Genomic DNA, 15,359 nt, shown 5'->3' with positions numbered 1-15,359 from the left:
GCCCATGAGCACTCTCGATGGCAAGAAGATCGCATTCCTGGCAACCGACGGCTTCGAAGACAGTGAGCTGACCTCGCCGTGGCAGGCTGTCTCCGACGCCGGCGCGACGGTCGTCCTCATCGCTCCCGAGTCGGGCGAGATCACCGGCAAGAACGGCCACACCCAGAAGGTCGACGCAGTCACCTCCGACGCCGAAGCCGACGAATACGACGCCCTCGTCCTGCCGGGCGGAGTCGTCAACGCCGACAACCTTCGGCTCGACGCGAACGCTGTCGACTTCGCGCGCTCGTTCTTCGAGCAGCACAAGCCCGTCGGCGCCATCTGCCACGCAGCATGGATCCTCACCGAGGCCGATGTCCTGCGCGGGCGCACGCTGACGAGCTTCCCGAGTCTGCGCACCGATCTCGTGAACGCGGGCGCGACATGGGTCGACGAGGAGGTCGTCGTCGATCAGGGACTCGTCTCGAGCCGCACTCCCGACGACCTGCCCGCCTTCAACGCGAAGGTGGTCGAGGAGATCAGCGAGGGCAAGCACTCGGGTCAGACCGCCTGAGCCGTCCCGCCCCGGCCGCCGACGCGACATCCGATCGCCCCCGTGAGCTCATGCTCCGGGGGCGATCGCCACGCGCAGGTGGCGACCGCTGCGCGCGAGTTCGATCGCGTCGTCGAGGCGGTCGAGGGGCAACGGCGCCGACACGAGGTCGGCGAACGGGTAGCGCCGGGTGCTGGGCGCGCGCATGAATGCGACGGCCGCTTCCAGATCGGACGCTGTCAGCGCGCCGGCTCGGACGACATGCTCTCGTGAGCCGTCATCGGGCATCGAGAACCGTGCGCTCACGTCGGTCTCGAGGATGCGCTGCGGTGAGAGCACCGCCCCGAAACGCCCGGCGCCGGCGCGCACGCGCGGATCGGGCGAAGCCAGCTGCGGCCGCCCGCCTGCCTCCGCGATCATCGCGGCCAGCACGAGAGGGTCGGCGCCGGTGCCCGCGATCGTCACGACGAGTTCCTCGGGATCGCCTGTCGCCTCGATCTGCCGAACGACCGCGGCCGCGCGCGAGACGGCACCGGGCACCGGGGCGAGGATGCAGGCCGGGAGCACCTCGCCCACCCGGACGATCGGCGTGCCCGCCGCGAGGTGGACGTGCGTCGCGAAGCCGCCCACGAGCTCGCGGTGCGCGCCGATGCGCTCGTGCCGTCCGGCCGCGCTCACGACGCGTTCGCCGAGCTCGAGTGGGACGCCGTCCGCGGCGGCGACGATGCCGCCGAGAGCAGCGACGCGGCCGACGAACTCGCTGCCGAGCACGGTCGGCACCGGGCACGGCTCATCTCCGTCTGTGATGGCGAGGTCGTCCTCGGTGATGGCGACGAGGTCGATGCGCACCAACACGTCGCCGCGACCCAGCGCGACGCCGGGCACGGCGATCGTCTCCTGATCACGGCCGGGGCCCATCCATGCGCGCGCCAACGCGGCGGGTCGAAGAAGCACGTCCAGCGGTGCCGGGGTCGCCATTGCCATTCGGGCCCTCTCGCCGGTGGTGACTCCCTCACTGTGGCAAAGGCGTACCGGCCCTGAGCACGGCGGCGCACCTCGTTCGGCGAATGTTCACCCGATGGTGGGCGGACCGCCTCCCCGGGGCCGCGGGTACGCTGGAATCCGGCGCGCGAGTGCCGGAGAGGACCACCATGAGAATCGTCGACTCGGCCGACTGGCGCGATCGCCTCACCTACGAGACGCCTTACCGCGTCGCCGACGTCATGCCGGGTGATCCTGCGCGTTGCGCCGCATGCCCTGCTGATGCCGGAGCTCACGACCGCGACCACCTGTGGGCGGTCAAGCACCGCCACCCGACCAACCACGGCGGCTTCGTCCGGTTCTACTGCGAAGCACACGTGCCCGAGCGCAAGCAGCCCGTCGCCGCTGTCACGCGTCCGGCCCCCGCTCGGCGCGCCGCACCTCGTGCCGCCACGGCGCGCACGCCGAAGGCGCCCGCTCCCTCGGACGTCGTCCGCGCGATGTGCCCGGACTGCTTCGTCGAGGTGTCGGCCGCCGGCGAGTGCGGCATCTGCGGCATCCGGATCTGATCGGGTGAGCGACCCGGCCCCGGCGGACTATCCGACCGCCCTGTGGTGCCGCTCGCGCCGCGGGTCGGCGCTGTGCACGCGTCCGCGCGGTCATGCCGGACTGCACAACCGCCTGGGCACATCGCAGATGTGGTCCGACGCGCAGGCCGACCCTGCGAGATGCAGCGGCAGCGGCGCGCCCGCCGAACCGGCACGACCCGTGTCGGGTGGGTTCCCTTTCGGACGGGGGCTGTGCCCCGTGTGCACGGCCTTCGTCGAGCTGCACGACGGCCGCCTCGACCGGCACGACGCGTTCCGTGGAACAACGGACGCCGCCGAGGCCGCCGCTCGCGCGGAATGGTTCAACGCCGTCGGGTGGAACTGATCCGCCCTGAGCCGCGTCTCGGTGTCGTCAGGCGCCCGCCTCGTCGTCTCGCCACGGCAGATTGAGGTCTTCGGCGGGCACGTCGACGTCCCCGACGTCGTCGGGGCCCCCGGTGCCCGGACGCGCACGCACGAGGTCGTCATCGACGTCGGCGTCGGGACTCGTGGGCGCCTCGTCCTGCTTCTCGCGCGTCTCGGTGTCGCTCGCCGGGCTGTACCGCATGTCCTTGCGCACCGCTTCCGGCTCGGACAGCGGCTCCTGCTCGGCGGTCGGGTCCTGCTGGCTCATGGCGTCTCCCTCGCTCGCGGCGCGCCGATTCCGACGCTCGCGGTCAACGCTAGGCAGGGGCGGCGGCCGAGTCAGGCGCGTTGACCAGTCGCGAACCGCGTGCGATGATCCCACGTCGCTCCGCCCTATCCGATGCCTCTCGCGGACGCAAGTGCGAGGTGCCTGTCGCGTGCACGAGACACAGTGGAGGCATGAGACGAATCACGTACGCAGGCGACACGGTGATCACGACGGACGACGTCGCGGAAGCGCTCGTCGAGCTCACCGCCGCGGTGGCCAACTACGGCCGTGCGGAAGCCGTGCGGATTCCGATCGTGCTCGAGAACGACGGCCGCACCGATGAAGCGGAACTCGTGATCGGGGTCGGCAACGACGTGCTTTCTGCCCCCGTCGACTGGGACGCCGACGAGCCCGACTTCTCCGACGGAGCCGAAGATCTGCGGATGCACGAGAGCTACCCGCAGCGACGCGCCGAAGGAGCCCACCTCTACGCCGTCGAGGACGAACCTCCCGCGCAGTGGGACCCCGACCTCGAGGGTTTCCGCGACGCCTGACTTCTCGGGTCACACTCCTCGTGGCCTCCTGCGCGAATAGCGCTGATGCCGTAGCGTGACCGATCGTGCGAGCGATGGTCATGGACAGCATTCGCGGGCCCGTGGCGGTCCGCGAGGTGGCGGATCCCGGCGTGCCTGCCGACGGCGTCGTGGTGTCGGTGCGAGCCACGGGGCTCTGTCGAAGCGACTGGCATGCCTGGGCGGGCCACGAGGAGATCGCCCTGCCCCACACTCCCGGGCACGAGTTCTCGGGTGTCATCTCCGATATCGGGACGGATGTCGAGGGCTGGCAGATCGGTGACCGCGTCACGACGCCGTTCGTCATCGGCTGCGGTCGCTGCGAGTGGTGCGCGGGCGGCGATGCCCAGGTCTGCCCGAACCAGCGGCAACCAGGCTTCACCTACGCCGGGTCGTTCGCCGAGCGCGTGGTCGTGCCCGCTGCAGACATCAACCTCGTCGGCGTCCCCGACGGCGTCTCGTTCGCGGCCGCGGCGGCACTCGGATGCCGCTTCGCCACCGCCTACCGGGCGCTGATCGCGCGTGCCGCGCTCAGCGGCGGCGAGTGGATCACGATCGTCGGCGCGGGCGGGGTGGGGTTGAGCGCGGTGATGATCGCGCGAGCGCTCGGTGCGCGCGTCATCGCGGTCGACCGCTCTCCCGCCGCCTTGCAGACGGCGGCGGAACTCGGCGCAGAGCATGTTCTGGCCGCAGACGGTCGCGACATTCCCGCGCTCGTACACGAGCTGACCGGTGGCGGCAGCCACGTCTCAGTCGACGCCGTGGGGAGCGAGCAGACGGCATCCGATGCCATCCTCAGCCTTCGCCGCCGGGGACGTCATGTGCAGATCGGGCTGCTGCCCTCGGCATCCGGTCGCAACGCCGCTCCCCTGGCTCGCGTGATCGCCTGGGAACTCGACCTGCTCGGCAGCCACGGCATGGCTGCGGTGGACTACCCCGGGATGATGGCGTTGATCGGCGACGGCAGTCTGCGCCCGCAGGACCTCGTTCAGCGGGTCGTCGGGCTGGAGGAAGGTGCGCGATTGCTGCCAGACATGGATGCCGCGGCGGCGGCGGGCATGACGATGATCGATCCGCAGCTGATCTGACGCACGGCACGCGGAGACCCCACCCGGACCTGGTGGTCGCGGGCGGGGTCTGCGTCGCCGGTTCTGCCCGGCCGGAGCGTTCGCTCAGCTCTGGGGCTTGCGGTTCTCGGCGCTGACCATCCAGGCGAGCTGCTCGAGGCGCTCGAGGATCGAGTGCAGGATGTCGGCGGTCGTCGGGTCCTCTTCGTCGACCTCGTCGTGAACGTCGCGGCACGTCCCGATCGTCGCCTCGAGGCGCTCGGTGATCAGATCGATGACCTCGGCGGTGTCGATCTCGCCCTGCGGGAACTCCGGCAGCGTCGTCGTCTCGGCGACCGTGTCGCTGCGGCCGTCCGGGAGGGCGTGCAAGGCACGCATGCGCTCGGCGACCGTGTCGGCGAACTCGCGCGCGGCGTCGATGATCTCGTCGAGCTGAAGGTGGGTGTCGCGGAAGTTGCGTCCGACGACGTTCCAGTGCGCCTGCTTGCCCTGGAGCGACAGCTCGATGAGGTCGACGAGCACCTTCTGGGTGTTCTCGCTGAGCTTCTGCGAAGCGCGGAAACCGCTCTCGGCGTTCTGCTCGTTCGTCAGACCGGCACCGGAAGCGCGGCGCTTGTTACGCGTGGTGGTGGTGTTCGTGGCCATGGTGTTGCCTCCTCGAGTCGAGATGACGTCCACGCTAGGCAGGACGGCGCGGCGGCGCCCACCGGTTGATGGATCGCCCGGAGGCTGGTACGGGGCGTGCGCCCCCCTTACGTCGCCGATTCGGCCCTTTGCAGGCGGTGCCCGCTGGTCAGGTGCCACCGACGACCGTCGGCATCGGTGAACGCCACCGATTGGACGTAGTACGGGTCGTCTCGGGGGCCACCGGCATGGTTGTAGTCGGCGCCGAAGTGGGGGAAATAGTGCTCGGGCACATCCCAGTCCGTCTTGCTGTTTCGGCTCGCGACAGTCGTGTCTCCCGGGTATACAACCGGTATATGACACTCTTCCTTCGCAAACCACTGCTTCTTCGCACTGCTCCAGCCGCGGCTGAGAATACGGACATCGCTGACGGGACGATCCGAGCTGTTACGAATGAGCAGGACACCGTGGATGGGGGCGCCTGCCCTCGATGAATCCGTGATCACGATCATCGACACCCAGATCTTACTGGCCTGCTCTCGTTCGATTTTCTCGGCGTCGCGGCGATGCGCGGCGGCCGCATCCTTCGACGCCTTCTCGCTGAGCGCGTTGGCGACCCGCGAGGACTCGACGGCGCGTCGCGCTGCCGAACTCGACACCCACGCGAGAGCGAGCGTGCCCAGGCCGACAACGACCTGCACCCAGAACATCGGCCAGTCAGTAGTCATGGCATTCCTTCTTCAGCGCATTCCGCGGAGCGGTCGGTGGCCCCGACGCGAAACAACGATGGATGAGATTCGTTGTCGACTGTACGAGCAGACAGAATGGACGCGCGAACGGGACTGGCGGCAGCGGCTGACGGTTCCCGCCCGTACGTCTCATGATCAGTCTCGGTGTTTTGCAGTCTCCCGCGGGGAACGGACGGGAAAAATCCTTCCACCACAAAGCGAGGCATATGGAGCACCCACGAGGGAAGATCAACCGTTTGATCGATACGCGTCGTATGTGGGACCCCGACTCGTGGCCGATCGAGCGACGGTCTCAGAAGACGAACGGGACGGTGAACCCGCCGGAGAACAGCGCCGCCAAGAGCCCTACAACCGCCAACCCCGCCAGCACGATGTACGAGAGGGACCGTAGCCACTCCCACGCCCGCTCGCCGCCCCGAGCGGTGAGGACCAAGGCCGCGGTCGGCACGATCATGAGAGCGCCGAACAACAGGGCCGGGGCGACGCGGACATCGGGAGCCGGGCAAGGAGTCGCGAGCGCGCACAACACCGGAATACCCTGAGCCAGCCACAGGAGCAGCCATGTCGCGAGAAGAATGACGATCGCGGGCAGCACCCTTGCCAACGGACCTGCAGGTCGTGTTTCACGAAGCTCCACATCGCCACTTTGGCAGGAATGGAGCGAGCAGGACTAGACGTTGAAGCGGAACTCCACGACGTGCCGTAGCGACGAAACCTCAGGGCGGAGCTGCCCCTTGCGCGCACCCCGCTTGCAGCGTGCAGCACACCCGTTACTCAACGTTGGCGGCGCACTCTTCGCATTCCGCCCCCGTCGCGAGCCGCGGATCAGGTGGACGCCGCGGCTTCTATCCCGATGAAGCGTGGATAAGGGAACTGATCGAGACGCTCAGGCCCTCGAAGCTCCTCTAAGCTAGTCACCCTCAACCCGTGGCGGTCGAGCGATTCGAGGTACTGCTGCAGGGGCCGGTGCACATGCGTTGCAACAAGTCCGTACGACTGGGAACTTGTTTTGAAGGGCGCCTCGACAACAGTCTCAGCCAGATAGTCGAATCCATCAAGATGCGCATAATCCCAGTAGATGGGCCAGAACGCCGGATGAGCAATCGTTAATAAGACTCGGCCTCCAGCCGCGAGCCTGCCCAGAGCCTGAACTATCCCGTCCAAATCGAGCGCGTCCATTAGCACCATGTTGGCTACGGCAAGATCGAACGGCGTGCATTCCACACGGCTCGCCCACTGTTCGGCCGTAGCGACTTGAAAACGTGAAACATGATCGTGAGCGCGGGCAATCTCGATACTAACTCCGCTTGGGTCGATTCCAAGGACTTCCCCCGACCGCTCGCTAAGCTTCGACGTTAGCCTACCCGTGCCGCATCCCACGTCGATAACGCTCTGCGCGTCGGCACCCTGAGCCCTAGTTAGGATCCAGGGCTCAAGGACCTTGTCATAGGACGCGTCTTGGTGCATCGAAACCTGAAGATCTCTCAGAGGCGCTATGGAATCCCATTCGCGTACGATGTCGGCCTGGTTTTTCCGAGCATAAAAGCGCACAGGACTATTCACTTGGCGGACTTCTCACCCAGAAGACGCGCCAGATCGATCAAGTCTTTCGCCATTGCCAGTGTCGGGTCATCGCTCGAATGGAACTCCCGAATTACGTGAGAGTCCTTCCGCCCATATCCGACAGCGACCCAGGCGTCTGCGCGGCCAGGGTTGATCACCGTGAATCGGCTACGGAGCGGAGAAGAATCTCCGTAGTACCGTGCCACCGCGCCGGCTCGGACAAGTTCGCGACTCCGTTGGTTCGCCTTCGGCATTACCAACACTAGAGACTTGTTCTCGGCCTTCTTCATCAGCATGGCGTGCGCCTCACCCTCAACCCAGCTCAAGTCGTTGGAGGAAATTACGCATTGTCCATCAAAGTTGGTGAGATTGGACATATATCTGAGAATTTGTTCCTTCTTCTTCTTCCCGCGGTAGACGATTGGACGCTCTCGGCGTTCGACAATAATCTCCCAGGCGCCGAGCACGATCGCCAGGATGACTGCGACTCCAACGAAGAAGGTCTTCACCGGCGACGCGAACAACGCGCCGAGGTCCCCTGCCAAGACGATAGTTAGGACGACAGCAAAAACCGCGGAAGACTGAGCCAGCACAATTCTGATCACGGTGTCACACTAGTGGTTGCGCGACCTCAGCCAGGAACCGGCGCATAAGCACGCGCTGCTGCGCGCACGAAGGCACCGTCACCACGACCCCAAGCCCGGCCTCGACCACGAAGACCGACAGTGACGGCGCGCCGATCAGCGTCCCCGCGCAGAGCCGATCAGTGCCAGCCTTCTCATGGCCGCGTCGTCTCTCGGAGCCCGGCGCACCGAGCGCGAGGTAACAGCCGCGGGCGGCGAGATCGTAGACCGGCGAGGTCGTAGACCGGCGTGATCGTGCACATCATCGGACGCTCCCTCCGAGCAAGGACACGAGGTAACGGCAGATGTCGGTGAGGTCGTGTTCTGGCACTCCCAGGGAGGCCTCCCAAATTTCACCGCGATGCGCGAGGCGCACGAGCGAGTTTGTGAGGCCTCCCGTCCGGCCGATGGCAGCCCGGAGATCTGCCAGGCGCGCGCGGTCAGCGTCATCGAGCACTCGCATTGAAAGAAGGGGCTATGGGCCGCCGCGTGGCCTGCGGCACCCCACCACCGGGCGATGAGGCATCGAGAACGGCGGCGCGGACGAACGTCGCAACGGGGAGGCCGTGACTTGCAGGGGCCTGCTCGATGAGTCGTGCGTCGTCGGAGGTGACCCGTGCCTTGATCGCGGAGGTGCGCACGGGAGGGCGATGCTCCTGGTCGGCACGAACCAAGAGAGAGCCTGTGCCATCGGTGCGGAACGCCGGGGAATGGTCCGGAGTCCGAAAGCAAGCAGACATTGCGCCGGGCACCCCTCGACCCCCTCGTGCTCCTATCCGCGAGCACGTCCAACGCCGCCGCTGCTGCCGCGTCGAAGCACCCCATGGGGCTACGTTGCGCGAGCATCATGACGTCGCCCGTCCCTGTCGGGCAGCGAGGGCACGGTGCGAGCTCTCGGCGGCTTCGGCGCCGAGCTGCGTCCGCGCCTCAGTCTCGACGACGGCAAGGTCGGCGGGACGGAGTCTGCTGCGGAGGATCGCGAGCACCCGGGCATCGAACCGGACGCGGTCGCGGCGCTGCTTCTCGCGCAGGCGCGCTAGGCGCTTGCGGGCGGCGGCGGCGGCGCGGGCCGCGGCGATCTCGATATCGAGGGCAGTCATGCGACCACAGCCTCGGCAGGGCGCTGGAGACAGTCGATGCTGATCGCCTGTTGCTCGACCCCCAGTGCAGCGCCTCATCGCCCGGAATCCCGGCCCAGACGTCAGGCGAGCACTCGCAGAGCAGGGAGATTGCAAGAAAGCGGGCGGCAAGCTCGACGCCTCGCAGCATCGCGATCAGCTCCGGGCGGCGGGTCGTGGAGGCCTGACCGAGGTAGGGTCCGTCACGGGAGTGCACGCGCTCGCTCTGCACCGGCACCACGGCCATTCGATGGATCGAGACGATCATCGCGGCCCGCAGCAGTGCTGACGGAGAACCTCCACGGGTGATCATCTCCGTCGGAGTAGCGGTCAAAGGCCGTCTGGCACGACCGCGTACTTCACACCATGATTCGCGTAGAGGAGCTTGATGGAATCACCATCCGCGAGGGATTCGTAGACAGCGCGGCGGACCTTTTGGTCTTTCAGGTCCAACCCTTGCAGAACTCCGCCCTTCTCGACACCCACCGCAATGATCCGATCGAACTGGTGGCCGAACTCGTCGGCGTACTCCGCGAGCGCCTTGAGTTTCGGCGCAGCATCGCCCAAGTGCGCCCCGTGGGGATCGATGATCGAGGGCAGTAGCTCGCCGTCAACCAGATGGACGAAGACGAAGTCGGGCTGGACCGATCTCCACGAGTCGCCCGACTTATGGGCAATTCGCAACGAGTGCTTTCCTGCCGATGATGGATTCCGATACCATCCAGCGATCGTGGCGAGACTGAACTCTTGCTTGATCACCGCCCGTTCCCAACGGTTCTTTGCCATCTTAGACTCAAGCGGGTAGACACCGTCAGCAGTCGCGAGGAGGTGCTTTTCCTCGGTGGGCAAGGGCTCCAGGTCCGTATCGACCGTGTCGACGCGGTCATCGGGCTTGATCTCGACGATGACACGCTCGGGTTCCCTGGCCATGTCCTGGATTGCCTCGTACGTCGGCTTCCGCGAGTCAGGCAGCGCAGCAATTTCGCCCGCCTTCGTCGTCAGCCAGAGACGAGTAAGCGCGTCTGCTGCGTCCTCAACCGCCTTCTGGACGTCGGCATCGATGAAAGCCAGAGCAGCCACATGTGCACGAATCGAGTTCACGTCGACTCCCAACGGATCCCCCGCCTCGACGGCGTCGTTGATCGCTGCCTGCAGGTTGCGTCCGAGGTAACGATTGACAACCGAGACGGTAAGAACCCTCCGGAGGTGCCGCAGGGCATCATCGACGGTTGCCCCATCCGCGTCGCGCGCTTCTGTGAAATCGACGGCCTCGTCCTTGCCACGCTCGACCAATATTCTGCGGATCTCAGCAGTCATGATATGCGCCGCATGCTCGAAGACCGCTTCCGAGTTCGCTTCGTTGATGCTGTCGATGACAGCGAACATCGCCTCGTGGGCTACGTGGTCCGCATCCGCGACCAGTTCGTCCTGAGAGAGCGCTTGCGCAAGTTTCAGAACCCGTTTGATCGGCCGCGGTGCTGCAGTCGGCTTCTGGAAGGAGGGCAGGTCCCGGACAAGCTGGAACACTTCGTCGGGCACGTCCTGGTTCCACCGCAGGGTGACGGGCCTGAGGACGACCTTGTTGACCGCGGCATTTCGCCCGCCCGAGCGAGGCTCGCGCATACCCATGATCTCCTCGGCGACAATCTTGGCCGTCTTCTTGTCGAAGAGCGGCAGGTAGCACGAGGCCGTATTAAGGCGCTCGACGCTCGTCTCCTGGGCGAGAGGTGTGCGGACCATTCGGCCAAGCAACTGGGTGACGTACGTATCGTCCTGCGCTGGACGCAAGGAGACGAGGACCTCGGCACGCGGGCAGTCCCATCCCGTGGAAACTGCGTCCTTAGCGAGGAGCACCCGGATCTGACGATCATGCTCCACGTCTTGGGGTGCGACCTTGGGGATCGTGTAGGACCCGACCTCAATGGTCGCTCGGTCGCCGAGGACATGAGCGACGCAGTCGGCGGGCATGTCAGGCCAGTGCTTGCGGATGGTCTCGAGGACGAGATGAATGATCTGATCTTCCTCTTTGCGCCCCTTCTCCGTATCACGCTCCCCCGGACGTCGATTAGGGATCTGCGCGACCAGGAGCGGCACGACCCGATCGATGCCTTGCTCGTCGCAATAGGCATCCCAGGCATAACTCACTTCGACAAAGTCGAGGGTGGCGTCGCGGACCATCGATGTCGTGAAGTCGCCCTCTTCATCCGGGATATCAAGAACCAGGACGTTCTTCAGCAGACCTGAGTCCTGCACGTCCTTCGGATCGATGGTGACGTTCTTCTCTTTGGTGAAGGCGTCAGCCTTGGCCATCGCTTCGTCAAACCGCTTGACGGTCGCAGATATCCCCCAGACGATCGGCATTGCCGGGTTTACGCCGTTTCCGTTGATCATCCTCTGAACGATCGTCTGCTCGCTGCTCGTCTGAGATCTCATCCCCTCATGGGCCTCATCAAGGACCATGTAAAGCGTCTTACCGGGGTCCTTAATCGTGTTGGCGAGAATCTCCCAGAATGTGAAGTGCCGAGTATCCGTGTGCTTGGCAAAGTCAGCGCCATCACGGAGCTTGTCCGGGTTGATGAAGTACACCATCCTCGTCTGGAGCGAATCGCCACCATAGGACTTGTCGAGCAGCTCCAGGTCGCCGGCGGGGATCCGATCCGCGCACTCGATGAATCGGCTCTTGGTTTGTGCGTTCAGTGCCGGGTCTTTGGAGACCCAGAGCACGACGGCACTCGGATCAGGCTCTACTCCGAACTCATCGCTTCCGTGAAGCAGAGCCTCGATCACCGTAGCGGCGATGACCGTCTTTCCTGAGCCAGTGGTCGACGACAGAGCGAAGGCGGTGCGACGACTCCTCTTGTGCCAGTCGTCACGGGCGTAGCCGAGCGTGGTGAGGATCGACGAAACCGCGATGGACTGGTAGTCCTTTAAAGTGAACCGCATGGTTCAGACCCTCCCCGCGTTGATCTGGAACGTCCGAAGGTAGGACTCGTAAAGGCGGATTGCCTGCACCGCGTCCGGCAGCTGCGATGCTATGGCTTGGAACTGCGATTCGTCGTCCGTTACGACGTAAGCCACCCGGATTCCGGCCGCCTGGTGCACAGCGCCAAGAAATGCGCGGGAGGCGTCCACGTTGAATAGAACGGCGTACACGTCGGTGATGTCGAACGTGTTGTTGGGCACGTCGATCCGGCGCCCCTGGGAGCCGGCTCGCATCCACAGGAGTGGAGCGACCCGCTCGAAAGCCATGTCGAGCTCGACCAGCGCGGGATTCTCATAGGTGAGCGTCAAGAATTCGACGTTCTCGTTCGTCTCTCGTGCGGAATTACGAAGGCGAGGCTGGGTGACTGCCTCGAAGACGCCCTGGGACTCCCATTCCCGGTCGCCCGGGCGCAGGTTCTGCCGCCGAAGGATCCGGCTCGCGTCCCGGCTGACCTCATTGTTGGTGACCAGGATCGAACGGCGACGCCCTTGGTCCGCAGCATTCATCGCCATCACCGCGTGCGCAGTCGTCCCGGATCCACCGAAGAAATCAAGAATGACGGCATCAGGAGAGTTGTTTGCCCACCGGATCAGCTGCTTGATGAGACGGATCGGCTTCTTGCCATTGGCGAAGCCCACGCCCCCTTCATTCGAGACGTGGCCCATGTCGGAATGAAATCCTCGCCATAGATCGCCTCGTATAACCGTGCGCCCGAAGCGAGGCACATAGTCGTCTGACTCCCTAAAGTTCTTATCAAGGGTATATATCTGCCATATCGTGCCCTGCTTCGAACGCGTGAGCCGATAAGTGCGTCCGTCGGTTTGATGCGCGACCCATTTCCCGATCGGAACGTCAACGCCCTTCGCGGAGACCGGCGCGGTGTCAATGCGGCCGATTCGGGAGAGATTTCGGAGCACAAACTCCCTCGCCGCTGATGACGCAGCAAGCAGTAGATCCATGCCCGGTGCGCCGACGAAGGCACCCCTGTTTTTTCCGGAGTCGCGGACGAGCTCAAACTTCTCGATGTCCGCACGCACATCTGGTTCTTCGTCAAGTCGCCGGTACACTGACTCCGTCGTGCCGTCATCGTTAAGCCAAAGAGGATAGTTGGCGTCCCACTTCTCGATTCCGTCATACAGAGGTGTGTGTCTGATATCGGTGTCGAACGCAGACGACTTTCGGTAGATCAAGACGTACTCGACATTCTTGACAATCGTGCCCTGCTGGGCGTTAGTGGTCTTCGGTCCCGACGTAGTCGACATCTCGACGGCGAGCTGGGCCACATGGTTCTCGACGCCGAACACCTGCTCCATAAGCATCCGTAAACGGTGCTGTTCGTCGTCGCCGATCGACACCATGATCGCGCCAGACGGCTTCAATAGCTTTCGCGCCAGCCGGAGCCGCCGATCCATGAAGGCGAGCCACTTCGAGTTCTTGTACTTGTCGTCCTTGTCCACGTAGTCGTCGTTGTACAACCAGGACGTCTTACCGCCCGTGTTGTACGGTGGATCGATGTAGATGAGGTCAACTGCGCCTTGATGGGTAAACAGCATCAGCTCCAAGGCGTGGTAATTCTCGGCGTTGATGACCGTGTGGGAGGGCGTACGGTCGCGGTGTACCACAGGGGCGCCTGAGACACGCAGGCCCGGATAGATAGGGTCTCGGAAGTCGGCCACGAAGACCAGATCCTCGACGGCTCTAGTCGCCTCGTCCTTCGTTCTCGGATCGAGCAGACTCGCAATCCGCCCGTCAGCAGTGAGCGAGATCGATGTGACGACCCAAGTCGCGTTCGATTCAGCGACCTCTTCGCCGCGGGGCGGCAAGAAGCGCACCTTGTCCCCGACCGTGACGGGACGCCCCGTGAGTGCAACCGACTCGGGAGTGTGGTTCTCGAAGTTCAGACCGAACTGGCGGCGAGCTTGAAGAGCATCGATGTGCCGGCGCAGCTCCGTCGCCGTGCCTGGGTCAGAAGCCTCAACGCGAGCGAGGAGGGACTGTAGCTCATTGCTCATCGAGATCGACTCCGGCTCTACTTCATGCTTGCGGGGGTTACGTTGCGACGAAACTCCATTAGGTCGCCGTCGTCTCGGGGCTTCATCGGGCTCGGACCTCCTCGAACAGCTTGATCAGGTCCGTGTACTCAAGCACTGAACGGTCAACAGCGAAAACCGCTGCGCGCTTGACACGGACGTCCGACCAACGGTTCGCGCTCACTTCTTGCCCGCAGAGGTTAGGCCGGTACGGAACTCCACGACGTCGCCGTCCTGCATGACGTAGTCCTTGCCCTCGAGGCGCGCCTTGCCCTTCGCGCGGGCCTCGGCGACCGAGCCGGTCGCGACGAGGTCCTCGAACGAGATGACCTCGGCCTTGATGAAGCCCTTCTCGAAGTCGGTGTGGATCACGCCGGCGGCCTGCGGAGCCTTCCAGCCCTTGCCGATCGTCCAGGCGCGTGCTTCCTTCGGGCCCGCGGTGAGGTAGGTCTGGAGGCCCAGCGTGTCGAAGCCGATGCGCGCGAGCTGGTCGAGGCCCGACTCGTCCTGACCGGTCGAGGCGAGCAGCTCGGCGGCCTCCTCGGGGTCGAGGTCGATGAGCTCCGACTCGATCTTCGCGTCGAGGAACACCGCCTGTGCAGGCGCGACGAGCGCGGCGAGTTCCGCCTTGCGCGCGTCATCCGTGAGAACCGCCTCGTCGACGTTGAAGACGAAGATGAACGGCTTGGCCGTCAGCAGACCGAGCTCCTTGATGGGCGCCAGGTCGATCTTGGAATCGGCTCCCGACAGCAGCTCGCCACGCTGCAGCGCATCCTGCGCCGCCTTGGCGGCCTCGAGCACGGAGGGATCGAGCTTCTTGCCGCGAACCTCCTTCTCGTAGCGCGTGATCGCCTTCTCGAGCGTCTGAAGATCCGCGAGCTGCAGCTCGGCGTTGATCGTCTCCATGTCGTTCTGCGGGTTCACCGCGCCTTCGACGTGCACGACGTCGTCGTCGGCGAAGCCGCGCACCACCTGGGCGATCGCGTCGGCCTCGCGGATGTTCGCGAGGAACTGGTTGCCCAGGCCCTCTCCCTCCGACGCACCGCGCACGATGCCGGCGATGTCGACGAAAGATACCGCCGCGGGGAGGATCCGCTCGGAGTGGAAGATCTCGGCCAGCACCTTCAGGCGCGGGTCGGGGAGGTTCACCACGCCGACGTTCGGCTCGATCGTCGCGAACGGGTAGTTCGCTGCGAGAACCTGGTTCTTGGTCAGGGCGTTGAAGAGGGTCGACTTGCCGACGTTGGGCAGTCCTACGATTCCGATGGTGAGAGCCACGGGCATCCAGTCTACGTG

16 protein-coding genes are annotated in these 15,359 nt (G+C 65.0%); 5 read left to right on the top strand and 11 right to left on the bottom strand.

Going from position 1 to position 15,359, the window contains the following annotated elements:
* Positions 1-4: 4 nt before the first annotated feature.
* Positions 5-553, top strand: a complete 549-nt coding sequence (locus tag DEU36_RS00650) for a type 1 glutamine amidotransferase domain-containing protein (RefSeq protein WP_120262473.1) — start codon at positions 5-7, stop codon at positions 551-553.
* A gap of 48 nt (positions 554-601) precedes the next feature.
* On the opposite strand, the gene DEU36_RS00645 is transcribed toward DEU36_RS00650, so the two are convergent.
* The gene (locus tag DEU36_RS00645) at positions 602-1,516 is read right to left on the bottom strand and encodes an alcohol dehydrogenase catalytic domain-containing protein (protein ID WP_120262472.1); all 915 of its coding nucleotides are present in this window, start codon (positions 1,514-1,516) and stop codon (positions 602-604) included.
* Between the two features lie 167 nt (positions 1,517-1,683).
* On the opposite strand from DEU36_RS00645, the gene DEU36_RS00640 reads away from it, so the two are divergent.
* Entirely contained in the window at positions 1,684-2,082 is a 399-nt protein-coding gene (locus tag DEU36_RS00640; RefSeq protein WP_120262471.1) for a glucose-6-phosphate dehydrogenase, read from the top strand.
* Positions 2,083-2,086: 4 nt separating this feature from the next.
* The gene (locus DEU36_RS00635; RefSeq protein WP_259455159.1) at positions 2,087-2,446 is read left to right on the top strand and encodes a hypothetical protein; all 360 of its coding nucleotides are present in this window, start codon (positions 2,087-2,089) and stop codon (positions 2,444-2,446) included.
* Positions 2,447-2,473: 27 nt separating this feature from the next.
* Here the strand turns inward: DEU36_RS00635 and DEU36_RS00630 are convergent, their stop codons facing one another.
* Positions 2,474-2,734, bottom strand: a complete 261-nt coding sequence (locus DEU36_RS00630; protein WP_120262470.1) for a hypothetical protein — start codon at positions 2,732-2,734, stop codon at positions 2,474-2,476.
* Positions 2,735-2,925: 191 nt separating this feature from the next.
* Between DEU36_RS00630 and DEU36_RS00625 the strand changes: the two genes are divergently transcribed.
* Complete coding sequence (locus DEU36_RS00625; RefSeq protein WP_120262469.1) at positions 2,926-3,288, top strand: hypothetical protein; 363 nt, start codon at positions 2,926-2,928, stop codon at positions 3,286-3,288.
* 65 nt (positions 3,289-3,353) lie between these two features.
* A complete protein-coding gene (locus DEU36_RS00620) occupies positions 3,354-4,394 on the top strand; it encodes a zinc-binding dehydrogenase (protein ID WP_120262468.1) in 1,041 nt (346 codons plus the stop codon).
* A gap of 84 nt (positions 4,395-4,478) precedes the next feature.
* Here the strand turns inward: DEU36_RS00620 and DEU36_RS00615 are convergent, their stop codons facing one another.
* From DEU36_RS00615 to ychF, 9 genes are all read right to left on the bottom strand, one after another.
* On the bottom strand, positions 4,479-5,018 hold the full coding sequence (locus tag DEU36_RS00615; protein WP_120262467.1) for a Dps family protein: 540 nt from the start codon (positions 5,016-5,018) through the stop codon (positions 4,479-4,481).
* A gap of 107 nt (positions 5,019-5,125) precedes the next feature.
* Positions 5,126-5,707 carry a hypothetical protein gene (locus DEU36_RS00610; protein WP_120262466.1) on the bottom strand — a complete coding sequence of 194 codons (582 nt, stop codon included), beginning with the start codon at positions 5,705-5,707 and terminating at the stop codon, positions 5,126-5,128.
* A gap of 331 nt (positions 5,708-6,038) precedes the next feature.
* Positions 6,039-6,341, bottom strand: a complete 303-nt coding sequence (locus DEU36_RS00605) for a hypothetical protein (RefSeq protein WP_120262465.1) — start codon at positions 6,339-6,341, stop codon at positions 6,039-6,041.
* A 230-nt stretch (positions 6,342-6,571) separates the two neighbouring features.
* Entirely contained in the window at positions 6,572-7,297 is a 726-nt protein-coding gene (locus tag DEU36_RS00600; RefSeq protein ID WP_147374346.1) for a bifunctional 2-polyprenyl-6-hydroxyphenol methylase/3-demethylubiquinol 3-O-methyltransferase UbiG, read from the bottom strand.
* An 8-nt stretch (positions 7,298-7,305) separates the two neighbouring features.
* Positions 7,306-7,914 (bottom strand): hypothetical protein, encoded by a 609-nt coding sequence (locus DEU36_RS00595; RefSeq protein ID WP_147374345.1) that lies wholly within the window; start codon positions 7,912-7,914, stop codon positions 7,306-7,308.
* 863 nt (positions 7,915-8,777) lie between these two features.
* A complete protein-coding gene (locus DEU36_RS00590; protein WP_120262462.1) occupies positions 8,778-9,032 on the bottom strand; it encodes a hypothetical protein in 255 nt (84 codons plus the stop codon).
* A 348-nt stretch (positions 9,033-9,380) separates the two neighbouring features.
* Complete coding sequence (locus tag DEU36_RS00585; RefSeq protein ID WP_120262461.1) at positions 9,381-11,993, bottom strand: DEAD/DEAH box helicase; 2,613 nt, start codon at positions 11,991-11,993, stop codon at positions 9,381-9,383.
* A gap of 3 nt (positions 11,994-11,996) precedes the next feature.
* Complete coding sequence (locus tag DEU36_RS00580; RefSeq protein ID WP_120262460.1) at positions 11,997-14,045, bottom strand: DNA methyltransferase; 2,049 nt, start codon at positions 14,043-14,045, stop codon at positions 11,997-11,999.
* Between the two features lie 198 nt (positions 14,046-14,243).
* Positions 14,244-15,341, bottom strand: a complete 1,098-nt coding sequence (ychF, locus tag DEU36_RS00575; RefSeq protein ID WP_120262459.1) for a redox-regulated ATPase YchF — start codon at positions 15,339-15,341, stop codon at positions 14,244-14,246.
* Positions 15,342-15,359 lie beyond the last annotated feature (18 nt).

The organism is Microbacterium sp. AG238, assembly GCF_003610405.1.
GTDB lineage: Bacteria > Actinomycetota > Actinomycetes > Actinomycetales > Microbacteriaceae > Microbacterium.
The sequence above is the reverse complement of the archived record's forward strand: the minus strand, read 5'-3'. Positions and strand labels throughout refer to the sequence as shown.

Excerpts from the sequence above, each read along its gene's own strand:
- DEU36_RS00650 (WP_120262473.1), top strand. The coding sequence starts at position 5 with ATGAGCACTCTCGATGGCAAGAAGATCGCATTCCTGGCAACCGACGGC.
- DEU36_RS00645 (WP_120262472.1), bottom strand. The coding sequence starts at position 1,516 with ATGGCAATGGCGACCCCGGCACCGCTGGACGTGCTTCTTCGACCCGCC.
- DEU36_RS00640 (WP_120262471.1), top strand. The coding sequence starts at position 1,684 with ATGAGAATCGTCGACTCGGCCGACTGGCGCGATCGCCTCACCTACGAG.
- DEU36_RS00630 (WP_120262470.1), bottom strand. The coding sequence starts at position 2,734 with ATGAGCCAGCAGGACCCGACCGCCGAGCAGGAGCCGCTGTCCGAGCCG.
- DEU36_RS00625 (WP_120262469.1), top strand. The coding sequence starts at position 2,926 with ATGAGACGAATCACGTACGCAGGCGACACGGTGATCACGACGGACGAC.
- DEU36_RS00615 (WP_120262467.1), bottom strand. The coding sequence starts at position 5,018 with ATGGCCACGAACACCACCACCACGCGTAACAAGCGCCGCGCTTCCGGT.
- DEU36_RS00610 (WP_120262466.1), bottom strand. The coding sequence starts at position 5,707 with ATGTTCTGGGTGCAGGTCGTTGTCGGCCTGGGCACGCTCGCTCTCGCG.
- DEU36_RS00590 (WP_120262462.1), bottom strand. The coding sequence starts at position 9,032 with ATGACTGCCCTCGATATCGAGATCGCCGCGGCCCGCGCCGCCGCCGCC.
- DEU36_RS00585 (WP_120262461.1), bottom strand. The coding sequence starts at position 11,993 with ATGCGGTTCACTTTAAAGGACTACCAGTCCATCGCGGTTTCGTCGATC.
- DEU36_RS00580 (WP_120262460.1), bottom strand. The coding sequence starts at position 14,045 with ATGAGCAATGAGCTACAGTCCCTCCTCGCTCGCGTTGAGGCTTCTGAC.